12 protein-coding genes are annotated in these 12,540 nt (G+C 73.7%); 8 read left to right on the top strand and 4 right to left on the bottom strand.

The genetic code is table 11. From position 1 onward, the window contains the following. Window positions 1–219: 219 nt before the first annotated feature. Complete coding sequence (locus tag AB0J86_RS13675; RefSeq protein ID WP_363856762.1) at window positions 220–1,314, bottom strand: 3-deoxy-7-phosphoheptulonate synthase; 1,095 nt, start codon at window positions 1,312–1,314, stop codon at window positions 220–222. A 312-nt stretch (window positions 1,315–1,626) separates the two neighbouring features. Between AB0J86_RS13675 and AB0J86_RS13670 the strand changes: the two genes are divergently transcribed. Further along, on the top strand, window positions 1,627–1,893 hold the full coding sequence (locus AB0J86_RS13670) for a hypothetical protein (RefSeq protein ID WP_363856761.1): 267 nt from the start codon (window positions 1,627–1,629) through the stop codon (window positions 1,891–1,893). Window positions 1,894–1,957: 64 nt separating this feature from the next. Here AB0J86_RS13670 and AB0J86_RS13665 read toward each other — a convergent pair whose 3' ends face one another. Then, window positions 1,958–3,571, bottom strand: a complete 1,614-nt coding sequence (locus AB0J86_RS13665) for a metallophosphoesterase (RefSeq protein ID WP_363856759.1) — start codon at window positions 3,569–3,571, stop codon at window positions 1,958–1,960. Window positions 3,572–3,633: 62 nt separating this feature from the next. Between AB0J86_RS13665 and AB0J86_RS13660 the strand changes: the two genes are divergently transcribed. From AB0J86_RS13660 to AB0J86_RS13645, 4 genes are all read left to right on the top strand, one after another. Further along, window positions 3,634–4,962: a pitrilysin family protein gene (locus AB0J86_RS13660; protein ID WP_363856757.1), complete on the top strand. Its 1,329-nt coding sequence runs from the start codon at window positions 3,634–3,636 to the stop codon at window positions 4,960–4,962. Between the two features lie 43 nt (window positions 4,963–5,005). Continuing rightward, window positions 5,006–6,346, top strand: coding sequence for a pitrilysin family protein (locus tag AB0J86_RS13655; protein WP_363856755.1), 1,341 nt, complete (start codon window positions 5,006–5,008; stop codon window positions 6,344–6,346). A 77-nt stretch (window positions 6,347–6,423) separates the two neighbouring features. Next, entirely contained in the window at window positions 6,424–7,446 is a 1,023-nt protein-coding gene (locus AB0J86_RS13650) for an aspartate-semialdehyde dehydrogenase (RefSeq protein WP_363856753.1), read from the top strand. Between the two features lie 4 nt (window positions 7,447–7,450). Beyond that, window positions 7,451–7,885 carry a PPOX class F420-dependent oxidoreductase gene (locus AB0J86_RS13645; RefSeq protein WP_363856752.1) on the top strand — a complete coding sequence of 145 codons (435 nt, stop codon included), beginning with the start codon at window positions 7,451–7,453 and terminating at the stop codon, window positions 7,883–7,885. Window positions 7,886–7,929: 44 nt separating this feature from the next. Here AB0J86_RS13645 and AB0J86_RS13640 read toward each other — a convergent pair whose 3' ends face one another. Beyond that, on the bottom strand, window positions 7,930–8,790 hold the full coding sequence (locus tag AB0J86_RS13640; RefSeq protein ID WP_363856750.1) for an SDR family oxidoreductase: 861 nt from the start codon (window positions 8,788–8,790) through the stop codon (window positions 7,930–7,932). Between the two features lie 332 nt (window positions 8,791–9,122). On the opposite strand from AB0J86_RS13640, the gene AB0J86_RS13635 reads away from it, so the two are divergent. The 3 genes from AB0J86_RS13635 to AB0J86_RS13625 all read left to right on the top strand — a co-directional run bounded on the left by AB0J86_RS13635 (window position 9,123) and on the right by AB0J86_RS13625 (window position 12,085). Beyond that, the gene (locus tag AB0J86_RS13635) at window positions 9,123–9,539 is read left to right on the top strand and encodes a CBS domain-containing protein (protein ID WP_363856749.1); all 417 of its coding nucleotides are present in this window, start codon (window positions 9,123–9,125) and stop codon (window positions 9,537–9,539) included. Between the two features lie 132 nt (window positions 9,540–9,671). After that, window positions 9,672–10,040 (top strand): SCP2 sterol-binding domain-containing protein, encoded by a 369-nt coding sequence (locus AB0J86_RS13630; RefSeq protein WP_363856747.1) that lies wholly within the window; start codon window positions 9,672–9,674, stop codon window positions 10,038–10,040. Window positions 10,041–10,042: 2 nt separating this feature from the next. Beyond that, entirely contained in the window at window positions 10,043–12,085 is a 2,043-nt protein-coding gene (locus AB0J86_RS13625) for a glycogen debranching N-terminal domain-containing protein (RefSeq protein ID WP_363856745.1), read from the top strand. 66 nt (window positions 12,086–12,151) lie between these two features. Here the strand turns inward: AB0J86_RS13625 and AB0J86_RS13620 are convergent, their stop codons facing one another. Further along, a complete protein-coding gene (locus AB0J86_RS13620) occupies window positions 12,152–12,523 on the bottom strand; it encodes a signal peptidase I (protein WP_363856743.1) in 372 nt (123 codons plus the stop codon). Window positions 12,524–12,540 lie beyond the last annotated feature (17 nt).

Here is a 12,540-nt window from a genome sequence, read left to right as displayed (position 1 = left end):
CGGTTGCGGCGTACGGGCCGCATCAGAAGAAAGACGCCCGAAACGGATTCTGGGTTGTCCACTTGAGGCGATCGTCACCGGGGCGGCGGATTGCGGCCGCCCCGGTCGTCTCGCCGCGCGTCGTCTCCCCGCGCGTCGTCTCCCCGCGCGTCGTCTCCCCGCGCGTCGTCTCCCCGCGCGTCGTCTCCCCGCGCGTCGTCCCGGCCGCGCGGGGGCGCGTCAGCCCTGGAGGTGGCCCGCCGCCACCGTCGCCCGCCGGGCGCGTACCGCAGCGGCCAGGTCGGCCAGCACCTGCCCGGTCTCGTCCCAGCCGAGGCAGGCGTCGGTCACCGACTGCCCGTAGACCAGTTCCCGGGTGGGGTCCAGGTCCTGCCGGCCGGGCACCAGGAACGACTCCAGCATCACGCCGACGATGCCGCGCTGGCCGGCGGCGAGCTGCCGGGCGACGTCGGCGGCGACCACGGGCTGGCGCCGGTGGTCCTTGCCGCTGTTGTCGTGGCTGGCGTCGATCACCAGCCGCTCGGGCAGGCCCGCCGCCCGGAGCAGGTCCAGCGCCTGCGCCACCGAGTCGGCGTCGTAGTTCGGCTCGCCCCGCCCGCCGCGGAGCACCAGGTGACCGTCGGCGTTGCCCCGGGTGTGCATGATCGCGGGGGTGCCGGCGAAGTCGATGCCGGGGAAGACGTGCGGTACGGCGGAGGCCCGAATGGCGTCGACGGCGGTGGCGATGCTGCCGTCCGGACGGTTCTTCATCCCGATCGGCATGGAGAGGCCGGACGCGAGCTGCCGGTGCACCTGGCTCTCGACGGTACGGGCGCCGATCGCGCCCCAGGAGACCGTGTCGGCGATGTACTGCGGGGTGATCGGGTCGAGGAACTCGCAGCCGACCGGCAGCCCCAGCCGCAGCACCTCCAGCAGCAGGGACCGGGCGGTGCGCAGGCCGGTGTTGACGTCGCCGGAACCGTCCAGCCCAGGATCGTTGATCAGGCCCTTCCAGCCGACGGTCGACCGCGGCTTCTCGAAGTAGACGCGCATCACGATCAACAGGTCGTCGGCGAGCCGGTCGGCCGCCTCGCGCAACCGGGCCGCGTAGTCGAGCGCCGCGGCGGGGTCGTGCACCGAGCACGGGCCGACCACGACGAGGAGGCGGTCGTCCGTCCGGTCGAGCACCCGCCCGACCGCTCGCCGCCCGTCGAGCACCGCCGCGGCGAGGGGCTCGTCGAGCGGCAGGTCGTGTAACAGGAGCGCCGGCGTGGTCAGGGGCACAACCCTGTCGATGCGCTGGTCGCTGATCCGTCCGCTGCCGATGGTGCTCACGTGGGTCTCCTCCCGCCGACCCCGCCCCGGTGCCGGCGCCCGGGTGTCGAGCCGGCTGCTCGCATGGAAAAGGGCAGGAACTGGAGTCCCTGCCCGCGCCGGCTCTGGTGGTGGTGATCTCAGGTCATGACCTAGTCACCGGCCCCAGGGCCGGCTGGCTAAACCATCGATACGAGCACCACACGGCGGCAACCTTACCGCACGCGGACGGCGGTCGGGGCCGCCGTTCGGGTGGCCTCGGCCAGAAGGTGCGGCGGGTCACCGTCACCGGGCGGGTGCGTAGCCGGGCCCGGGGATGGGTACAGGCGGGCCATGAGCCGCAACGGTGACGGGGCCATGGGCCTGGACAGCGAGGAACGGGAACGGATCGAGGCCCGGGCGGAGCACCTGCTGCCCGAGGAGCGGTCGGCGGGCAGCGACGACCCGCGGGCGCAGGCGGAGGCGATCCTGGCCGAGTCCGACACGCGCGAGTACGTGCCGGACGCCGCCCCGGACACGCACCTGGAACGGCGTACCGCGGACGAGACCGTCCCGCCGGAGCCGTCGGCGGACCCGCGCCCGCTGGAGCCGCCAGACTGACGGGGCGGCGCCCGGCACGGCCCGGGCCGTGCCCCGCCGAGTGGGAAACGGTGCCCGCACCGGCCTAGCCGAGCGGGAACTCGTCGAAGAGAACCACCGGCGAGTCGGGCTCGCGGGTGTCGAACCGGTACGAGCAGACCACGCCGGCCGCCGAGTCGAGCACCGAGAACGCCGTGACGTCGTTGCTGGCCAGGAACGGCAGGGGCCGCCCGCCGGGATCGGTCAGCGGGGCCACGGTCGGCACGATCGGGGGCAGGCCGCCGGGGTCGCCCTGGCCGACGTAGCCGGCGGGCGCGTCGCGTACCCGGCCGGAGGTCACGTCGTACGCGCCGTAGCTGTTGCCGACGTTGGAGGTCTCCAGCCAGTTCACGCCCGCCTCGGTACGGAACCGGTTCCAGACGTGCGAGTGGCCGTTGAGCACCAGGTGCACCCCGGCGGAGTCGAAGAGCGGGGCGAGGTCCCGCAGGACGTGGTCCTCGGCGATCGGGTAGTCGTACCCGACGGCGGAGATCCTCCCGCTCTCCGGGTCGCGGGTCACCCTCGGCACCGGGTCGGTGTACGGCGGTACGGAGTGGCTGCCGAGCCCGTGCCCGGGGTGGTGGAACATCACCACCCGGTACCGGGCCCGCCGGGCGGCCGGCGAGGCCAGCTCCCGGGCCAGCCAGCGGTACTGGGCGGAGTCGCGGTGCACCGGCTCGAAGATGAACTGCCCGTGCCCCCAGCGCTCCGGACGGTCGAGGTCCTCGGGCGCCTCGGCGTATTTGGTGCGGCCCCGGGTGCCCGGCGGGCGCCAGACGTGGGTCACGAAGAGCCCGACCACGTGCACCTCGCCGATGCTCCGCGCCCACCAGCGCGGGCCACCCTCGGCACTCGCGGGCAGCGGGAAGAGCTCCCGGTAGGTGGTGATGTCCCAGGCCCGCGGGTGCGCGCCGTGGAACTGCAGCTCCAGCGGTACGGTCGTCGACCAGCGCCCCATCACCTCGTGGTTGCCGATGGTCGGGAAGATCGGCGTGTGCTGGAGGATCGGCGCGCCCACGTACCGGCGCCCCGCCAGCTCGCGGTCGGCGCGCCCGGTGAAGCTGGCGAAGAAGGCGGCGCCGTCGGCGTGGTCGAACCAGTCGCTGGCCCGGTCCGGCACGTTCACCATGTCCCCGGCCATCAGCACGCCGTCCAGCTCGACGCCGACCGTCTCGGCCACCTTGGCCAGGTTCGCCGGGACCATCGGCTTGAGCTGGTGGTCGCTGCTCAGCAGCAGCCGTACCGGGGCGTCGCCGGGCCGGGCCGGGGCGAGCGACCAGGCCGGCGTCACCGTCGCCGCGCCGGCCTCGTCGACCGAGACGACCCGGTAGGGGGTGCGGCCGGGGCCGAGCCGGTCCACGGTGGCGAACTGCCGGTACACCGGCCGGGCCCGGACCGTCTCGTAGGCCGGGCCGGGCAGTACCGACTCCGGGTCCTCGCGGGTGCGGCTCAGCGCGCTGGTGACCGCCGCGACGGCGCGCCAGCCGGGCCCCGCCCCGGCCGGCTCCTCGGCCGCGGCGCGGGCGGCCGCGTCGGTGAGCCCGGCGACGCCGGGGCCGACGAGCACCACGTGCCGCCCGCCGGGGGTGTCCGTGTGCCAGATCACATGGACCCGGTCGGCTCCCGGGTCGAGAAGGTACGGGTCGCAGAGGAGGGCCACGCCGTGCAGTATGCGCGGGGCGGCGAAACCCGCCGGAGCGGGTGATCGGATAGCGTCGGGGGATGCCCGAGACCGGTTACCCCTGGCCGATCGAGACGACCCGGCTCGACAACGGGTTGCGCGTCGTGGTCAGCGAGGATCGCAGCGTTCCCGTCGTCGCCGTCAACCTCTGGTACGACGTGGGCTCCCGGCACGAGCCCGCCGGACAGACCGGCTTCGCCCACCTCTTCGAGCACCTGATGTTCGAGGGCTCGGTCAACGTCGCGAAGACCGAGCACATGCGGTACGTCCAGGGCTCGGGTGGCACCCTCAACGCCACCACCAACCCGGACCGGACCAACTACTTCGACACGGTTCCCGCCGAACACCTGGAGCTGGTGCTCTGGCTGGAGGCCGACCGGATGGGCGGGCTAATCCCGGCGCTGACCCAGGAGACGCTGGACAACCAGCGCGAGGTGGTGAAGAACGAGCGGCGCCAGCGCTACGAGAACGTCCCGTACGGGGACGCGTGGCTGCGGCTGCTGCCGTTGCTCTACCCGCCCGGACACCCGTACCACCACGCGACGATCGGCTCGATGGCCGACCTGAACGCCGCCGACCTGGAGACCTTCAAGGCGTTCCACACCACGTACTACGCGCCGAACAACGCGGTGCTGACGGTGGCCGGCGACGCGGCGCCGGACGAGGTCTTCGCGCTGGCGGAGCGCTACTTCGGCGGGCTCGCCCCCCGCCCGGACATCCCGCCGGCCCCGGACGGGCGCCACGTGCCCGCCACCGGCGCGCCGGCCCGGGAGGCGGTCGTCGCCGACGTACCGTCGCCCCGGGTCTACCTGTCGCACCGCACCCACCCGTTCGGCAGCGCCGAGTACGACGCGGTCACCCTGCTCGCCACGGTGCTCGGCGGCGGCCGGGGCAGCCGGCTGTACCAGCGGCTGGCGGACGGGGCGCGGCTGGCCCAGCCGGACAGCGTCGGGGCGTACGGGGTGGACCTGGCGCACGCGCCGGCCCCGCTGATCGTGACCGCCACCGCCCGCCCCGGGGTCACCATCGAGCGGCTGGAGGAGGGTCTGGTCGAGGTGGTGGACGAACTGGCCAGCGGCGGCGTGACCGAGGCCGAGCTGGAGCGGGCCCGCGCCCTGCTCACCACCGGCTGGTGGCGGCAGATGGCCACCGTCGACGGCCGGGCCGACACCCTCGGCCGGTACGCCGTGCAGTTCGGCGACCCGGCGCTGGCCGGGCAGCGGCTGCCGAACTGGCTCGCCGTCACCGCCGACCGGGTGGCCGAGGTCGCGGCGGAGGTGCTCCGGCCGGCCGACCGGGTGACGCTGACCTACACGCCGCCGGCGGAGACCGAACCGGCGGAGTCGAGCGCCGGCGAGCGCGGGAAGTGAGCCGGGTGAGCCAGCCGCGCAGTCGCGAACGAGAGGTGTGGTCATGACGTTGATCAGCGAGCGCCCGGGCCCGGGAGCGGCCCGTCCGTACCGCTTCCCGCCGGTCGTACGCCGCTCGGTGGCGGGCGGTGACGTGGTCGCGGCGCACCTGCCGGGCCACAACCTCGCCGTCGCCGCCCTGCTGCTCGACGCGGGCGCCGGCCGGGAGCCGGTCGGGCGGGAGGGGCTGGCCGTGGTGGTGGCCAAGGCCCTGGAGGAGGGTACGACCCGCCGCGACTCGACCGCGTACGCGTTGGCGCTGGAGAACCTCGGTACCGAGCTGTTCACCGCGTCCGACTGGGACTCCTTCCAGGTCAGCGTGCAGGTACCGGTGCAGCGGTTGCTGCCCGCCGTGGAACTGCTCGCCGAGGCGGTGCGTACGCCCCGGCTCGACCCGGAGGACGTGACCCGGGTCCGGGACGACGAGGCGACCGCGCTGCGGATGGACTGGGCCAACCCGGGCCCGCGGGCGGACGCGGCGCTGCGGGCCGACCTCTTCGGGCCGGGGATGCGCCACGGCCGGCCGATGGACGGCGACCCGGAGTCCGTCGCCGCGCTCGGCGTGGACGACGTGACCGGGTACCACGCCGAGTGGCTGACCCGGCCCGGCACCCTGCTCGTCGCCGGCGACCTGGACCGGATCGACCTGGACGCGCTCGCCGCGGCGGCGTTCGCCGGGGCCACGGGGCGGCCGGCCGACGCGGGCGGCCCGTTCGACGTGGCGCTGCGTGACGAGCGGCGGATCATCCTGGTCGACCGGCCGAGCTCGGTGCAGTCGACGCTGCGCCTCGGGCACGTCGCGCCGCACCGCGCCCACCCGGACCACGTACCGATGGTGCTGGCCGGCACGGTCCTCGGCGGCGCGTTCACGTCCCGGCTCAACCACCTGATCCGCGAGGTGCGCGGCTACACGTACGGCATCCGGGCGGACTTCGGCACCTCGCGGCGGTTCGGGCGCTTCACGGTCAGCTCCGGCGTGCAGACGGCCGTCACCGCGCCCGCGCTGGTGGACGCGGTCGGCGAGATCTCCCGTACCCAGGCGGACGGGGTGACCGAGGAGGAGCTGGCGGTGGCGCGCTCCTGGCGGGCCGGGCAGCTCTCGGTGGAGCTGCAGACCCCCCGCGCGATCGTCTCGGCGCTCGCCACGCTGGTGGTGCACGGCCTGCCGGACGACTACCACGCGACGCTGCGGGAGCAGCTCCTCTCCGCCACCGAGGCCGAGGTCTCCGCGGCGGCGGCACGTTACCTGCACCCGCAGGGGCTGACGCTGGTGGTCGAGGGGGACGCCGCCCTGATCCGGGACGAGCTGGTCGCCGCCGGGCTCGGCGAGGTGGTCGACGGCTAGGCCGATGGTGTGTCGGGCGGCGGCGCGGTGGGAATCGGATTGCCGGACCGCGCCGTCGCCCCGGTAGCCTCGCTGACATGAGGATCGGCATTGTGGGAGCCACCGGCCAGGTCGGCGGCGTCATGCGCCAGGTGCTGGCGGAGCGGAAGTTTCCGGTGGAACAGCTGCGGTTGTTCGCCTCGGCGCGCTCGGCGGGGCGGACCCTGCCCTGGGCCGACGGCGAGGTCACGGTGGAGGACGCCGCCACCGCCGACTACCGCGGCCTGGACGTCGTGCTCTTCTCGGCCGGCAAGCAGACCTCGAAGGAGCTGGCGCCCCGGGTGGCCGAGGCCGGCGCCGTGGTGATCGACAACTCCTCCGCCTGGCGGATGGACCCCGAGGTGCCGCTGGTGGTGGCCGAGGTCAACCCGCACGCCGCCGCCGTACGCCCCAGGGGCATCATCGCCAACCCCAACTGCACCACGATGGCCGTGATGCCGGCCCTGCGCCCGCTGCACGCGGAGGCCGGGCTGGTCGCCCTCGTCGCCACCACGTACCAGGCGGTCTCCGGCGCCGGGCTGGCCGGCGTCGCCGAGCTGCACGAGCAGGTGGACAAGGTCGCCGGGCAGGCGGCCGGGCTGGCCTTCGACGGCGCGGCCGTCGAGTTCCCCGAACCCCGGGTCTTCGCCCAGCCGATCGCCTTCAACGTGCTCCCGCTCGCCGGCTCGATCGTCGACGACGGCTCCGCCGAGACCGACGAGGAGCAGAAGCTCCGCAACGAGAGCCGCAAGATCCTGGAGATTCCCGACCTGAAGGTCTCCGGCACCTGCGTCCGGGTGCCGGTCTTCACCGGGCACTCGTTGCAGGTCAACGCCCGGTTCGCCCGCCCGCTCGACCCCGCCCGGGCCCGCGAGCTGCTCGCCGGGGCACCCGGGGTGGAGCTGACCGAGGTGCCGACGCCGCTGCGGGCGGCCGGCGCGGACCCGACCTTCGTCGGCCGGATCCGGGTGGACGAGACGGCGGAGAACGCGCTGGCCTTCTTCTGCTCGAACGACAACCTGCGCAAGGGCGCCGCGCTGAACGCGGTACAGCTCGCCGAGCTGGTGGCGGCGGAGGGCTGATCGGATGACGACCAACGAGGAGAGGCTGCTCGACCTGCTCGGCAGCGGGCAGCTCGGGGTACTCGCGACGATTCGGCGGGACGGCCGGCCGCAGCTCTCCAACGTCAACTACACCTTCGACCGGGCCCGGAAGCTGATCCGGGTCAGCGTCACCGAGGACCGGGCGAAGACCGTCAACCTGCGGCGCGACCCGCGGGCGAGCTTCCACGTGAGCGCGCCGGACGGCTGGTCGTACGTGGTGGCGGACGCCGCGGCCGAGCTGAGCCCGGTGGCGGCGGATCCGCACGACGCCACGGTCGAGGAACTGATCGACATCTACCGGGCCATCGGGGGCGAGCACCCGGACTGGGACGACTACCGGCGCGCGATGGTCGCCGACCGCCGCGTCGCCCTGCACCTGCGGGTGGAACGGGTCTACGGCATGCCGCCGCGGGCCTGACGCCCGTACCGACGGGCCGCGCCGCCACCGGCCGGCCCGCCGGCTCAGCCTGGCCGGGGTATCCGGCGGAGGTAGTCGTCCAGGGTCATCGGCCGGTGGCCGGCGACCCGCTCGACCGCGTCACTGACCCGGGCCAGCTCGCCGGCCGCGATCGCGGTGTAGGTGCTGACCCAGGCGTCCACCTGCCAGTCCGGCGCGCCGAAGCGGGCCCGGGAGGCGTACGCCTCGGCGAGGCTCTCCGGCTCGTACCGGATCAGCCGCCCGGTGGCCCGGGTCAGCCGGGCGGCGACCTCGGCGAGCGTGAGCGCCTCCGGCCCGGTGAGCTCGTACACGGCGCCGACGTGCGCCTCGGGGCGGCGCAGCACCGCCACCGCGACGTCGGCGATGTCGTCCTGCGCCACCGCGGCCACGCGGCCCGTGCCGGCCGGCCCCCGGATCACCCCGTCGTCGCCGGTGAGCAGCGGGAAGAAGTCGATGTAAAGGTTGTCCCGCAGCATCGTGGCGGCCAGCCCGCTGGCCCGGATGTGCTCCTCGGTGGCCCAGTGGTCCCGGGCGAGGGTGAAGGTGGCGTCCGGGGCGGCGCCGCAGAACGAGACGTAGACCAGGTGGCGCACCCCGGCGGCCACGGCCGCGTCGACGAAGGTGCGGTGCTGGTCGATCCGGTCGGGCGCCTCCGCCCCAGAGACCATGAGGACCGTCTCGACGCCGGCGAGCGCGCGCACCACCGCGTCACGGTCGGCGTACGCGGCCCGGGCCACCTCCGCGTCGTCCAGGTCGGGGAGCCGGGCGGGGTCGCGTACGACCAGCCGCTGCCGTACGCCCGCGGCGGCCAGCCGCCGGGCCACTCGGCCGCCGAGCCGCCCGGTGGCGCCGGTGACCGCGATGCGCGGGGCCGACGACGTCATGGCCGAAACTCTACGGCCCTGGTCCGCGCACCGGGCGTGGCTCGCGGTGCCCGGGCCGCCCGAGCACGGCTCGCGGCGGCTGGCGGCGGCCCACGGCCGGCGTGGCTCGCGGTGGCTGGCGTGGCTCGCGGTGGCTGGCGTGGCTCGCGGTGGCAACGGAGCCGGCGTGGCTCGCGGTGCGCGCCGACCGGCGCGGGTCGGCAGGCGGCGCCCCGGCTCCGCGTCCTGGCCGGTCCCGGCCCGGTCCGCGCCGGTTGGGGTGGGGCGTCCCCGTTAGCTTCTCGGGCGGCCCGGGTAGTCGGCGGCGATCGCAGACTGAGAGGGGTTGCACCATGACGACTGTCGGAGAGTTCATGACCACCCGTCTGGTGACCATGGACGGCAGCGACACGCTCACCGCGGCGGCGCAGGAAATGCGCGACAGCGCCATCGGCGACGTCATCGTCACGAACGGCGACGAGGTGGTCGGGATCGTGACCGACCGCGACATCACGGTGCGCGGGGTGGCCGAGAACATGGACGTCGACACCGCCACGCTGAGCCAGATCGTCACGCAGGACGTCGTCACGGTGACCCAGTACGACGACGCGGTGGCCGCCGCGGACCTGATGCGCACGTACGGCATCCGGCGGCTGCCGGTGGTCGAGGACGGGCGGCTGATCGGGCTGGTCTCCCTGGGCGACCTGGCGGTGGAGCGGGAACCGCAGTCCGTACTGGCGGACATCAGCGCCGACGAGCCGAACAACTGACCGGCGAGTCCCCCGACCCGGCCGGTTCACCCGGTCCGGGCGATGCGGGGACACCCGGGTGGGCGGGACGCTCACCCGGGTGGCGCCTCTGGCGCCGGACCGGCCCGTGACGGTGACGGAGGGAGCGACGCGGTGACCGATGCGACCGCCAAGTTCTTCGAGAGTCTGGAACGGCGTGGGCACGAACCGCTCCTGGAGAAGGCGACCGGCACGCTCCGGGTGGATCTGCGTACCGACCACTACACCGAGCACTGGACCATCCACATCAACCGGGGCGACCTGTCGGTGTCGCGGGAGCAGCGGGACGCCGAGGCGGTGGTCGGTTCCAGCCCGGAGCTGTTCGAACGGCTGGTCCGGGGGGAGGAGAACGCGGTGGCGGCGATGCTGCGCGGAGACATGACCGTCTTCGGCAACCTCCAGCTGATCCTGCGGGTCGAGCGGCTCTTTCCCGGCCCGCCCGACGCCCGCGGCCCGCGGCGGGGGTTCGGGAAGGGTAGGTAGGGATGGGCCTGACCGGTGTGCTCGACGGATACACCTTCGTCATCTGCGACGAGCGCGGCGACGTCGAGGGCTCCCCGACGGAGCCGACCGGACTCTTCACCGGTGACACGCGCTACCTCTCGAAGTGGCTGCTCACGGTCAACGGCGAGCGGCTCACCGCGCTGTCGGTGGACGACCTGCAGTACTACGAGAACCGCTTCTTCCTGGTACCGAACGTGAACGTGCAGTACGTCGACGCGAAGTACTCGGTGATCCGGCAACGGATGGTCGGCGGCAGCTTCCAGGAACAGCTGACCATCCTCAATCACAGCACCGACCCGCTTGACCTGGAGATCCGGCTGGAGGCCGGGTCCGACTTCGCGGACCTGTTCGAGATCAAGGACGACGTGCTGAAGAAGCAGGGGACCTACTACCACCACGTCGAGTCCGACCGGCTGCGCCTCGGCTACCAGCGGGGCAACTACCGCCGCGAGACCGTCATCTCCTCGGACCACCCGGCGCACTACGACGAGCACGGGCTCACCTTCCGTACCGAGATCGAGCCGCACGGGCGGTGGATCGCCAGCATCAAAGTGATCACCGCGGTGGTCGGGCCGACCGGCGAGGACCTGCGGATCGGGCTGGAGACGCACAACCGGGAGCGGCTGGCGCTGGAACAGGACCTCGCCGACTGGCTGGGCCAGGCGCCGAGCGTGGTCTGCGAGTGCGAGCCGCTGGCCCAGACGTACCGGCGCAGTCTCGTGGACCTCGCGGCGCTGCGCTTCTCGCCGCTCTCGCTCGCCGGGGCGGTGCTGCCCGCCGCCGGGTTGCCCTGGTTCATGACGCTCTTCGGCCGGGACAGCATCTTCACCAGCCTCCAGACGCTGCCGTTCACCCCGGTTCTCTCCGCCACCACGCTGCGGCTGCTCGCGTCGCTGCAGGGCACCCGGCTGGACGACTTCCGCGAGGAGGAGCCGGGCAAGATCCTGCACGAGATGCGGTACGGCGAGTCGGCGGCGTTCGAGGAGCAGCCGCACTCGCCGTACTACGGCTCGGTCGACTCCACCCCGCTCTTCCTGGTGCTGCTGGACGAGTACGAGCGGTGGACCGGCGACGTGGGCCTGGTGCGCGAGCTGGAGCACGAGGCGCGGGCGGCGCTGTCCTGGATCGACGGCTACGCCGACCTGGTGGGAAACGGCTACCTCTGGTACGAGCGCCGCAACCACAAGAACGGGCTGGAGAATCAGTGCTGGAAGGACTCCTGGGACTCCATCTCGTACCGGGACGGCCGCCTGCCGGGCTTCCCCCGTGCCATCTGCGAGGTGCAGGGGTACGCGTACGACGCGAAGGTGCGCGCCGCCCGGCTGGCGCGCCTGGTCTGGAACGATCCGGCGCTGGCCGACCGGCTGGAGCGCGAGGCGGCCGAGCTGAAGGAGCGGTTCAACCGGGACTTCTGGGTGGCCGACGGCGAGTTCTACGCGCTGGCGCTGGACGCCGACGGCGGTCAGGTCGACACGCTCACGTCCAACATGGGGCACCTGCTCTGGAGCGGCATCGCCACCCCGGAGCGGGCCGCCAAGGTCGCCGAGCACCTGATCGGGCCACGCCTCTTCTCCGGCTGGGGCGTGCGTACCCTCGCCGAGGGCTCGGCCCGGTACAACCCGATCGGCTACCACGTCGGCACGGTCTGGCCGTTCGACAACTCCTTCATCGCCTGGGGGCTGCGCAAGTACGGCTTCCACGACGAGGCCGCCACCATCGCCGAGGGCATCCTGGACGCGGCGCAGTACTTCCAGGGCCGGCTGCCGGAGGCGTTCGCCGGTTATCCGCGCGCGTTGACCAGCTACCCGGTGCAGTACCCGACCGCGTGCAGCCCGCAGGCGTGGTCGACCGGGGCGCCGCTGCTGTTGATCCGTACGATGCTCGGCCTGGAGCCGCACGAAGGGCACCTCGCCGTGGAGCCGGCGCTGCCGGTCAGCTTCGGCCGGGTGGAGCTGCTCGACATCCCCGGCCGCTGGGGCCGCGTCGACGCCTTCGCCCGCGGCCGGATCCGCACGAGGCTCTAGCGGGATCCACACCGGGTCGGGTCCACCAGCGGGTTCCGGCGGGGGCCGGCCGGAAACCGGTACGGGTCACTCCGGCCGAGGTACGGCGTAGCCGGGTACCGACGGCCAACGCACGGTGAGCACGATGGACTCCTCCTCGGCGTACCAGGAGTGGTCGACCCCCGGTCCCCAGACCACGTAGTCGCCCGGCGCGTCCAGCACCGGGCTGCACTTCCGGAAGTCGAGCCGGAACCGGCCGCTGATCAGCACCAGCAGGGCGGTGCGGGTCTCGCCCGTGGCCCATCGCGCCCGTTGGTCGCCGGCCGGGTGCACGCCCCACTTGATCTCCACGTCGGTGCTGTGCCGGATGTCGCCCACCGGCTTGAAGTGGCCGAGCAACCAGCCCCGGTCACTGGCGGCGTCCGGACCGGCCTTGCCCAGGTATATCCCCTGTGTCACGGACGGCGACGCTAGCA

It is taken from the genome of Micromonospora sp. NPDC049559 (genome assembly GCF_040676675.1).
Classification (GTDB): domain Bacteria; phylum Actinomycetota; class Actinomycetes; order Mycobacteriales; family Micromonosporaceae; genus JBFAPK01.
Note: the sequence above shows the minus strand (reverse complement) of the source record. Positions and strands in the feature narration are given on the sequence as shown.

Excerpts from the sequence above, each read along its gene's own strand:
- AB0J86_RS13625 (WP_363856745.1), top strand. The coding sequence starts at position 10,043 with ATGGGCCTGACCGGTGTGCTCGACGGATACACCTTCGTCATCTGCGAC.
- AB0J86_RS13655 (WP_363856755.1), top strand. The coding sequence starts at position 5,006 with ATGACGTTGATCAGCGAGCGCCCGGGCCCGGGAGCGGCCCGTCCGTAC.
- AB0J86_RS13640 (WP_363856750.1), bottom strand. The coding sequence starts at position 8,790 with ATGACGTCGTCGGCCCCGCGCATCGCGGTCACCGGCGCCACCGGGCGG.
- AB0J86_RS13650 (WP_363856753.1), top strand. The coding sequence starts at position 6,424 with ATGAGGATCGGCATTGTGGGAGCCACCGGCCAGGTCGGCGGCGTCATG.
- AB0J86_RS13670 (WP_363856761.1), top strand. The coding sequence starts at position 1,627 with ATGAGCCGCAACGGTGACGGGGCCATGGGCCTGGACAGCGAGGAACGG.
- AB0J86_RS13660 (WP_363856757.1), top strand. The coding sequence starts at position 3,634 with ATGCCCGAGACCGGTTACCCCTGGCCGATCGAGACGACCCGGCTCGAC.
- AB0J86_RS13645 (WP_363856752.1), top strand. The coding sequence starts at position 7,451 with ATGACGACCAACGAGGAGAGGCTGCTCGACCTGCTCGGCAGCGGGCAG.
- AB0J86_RS13635 (WP_363856749.1), top strand. The coding sequence starts at position 9,123 with ATGACGACTGTCGGAGAGTTCATGACCACCCGTCTGGTGACCATGGAC.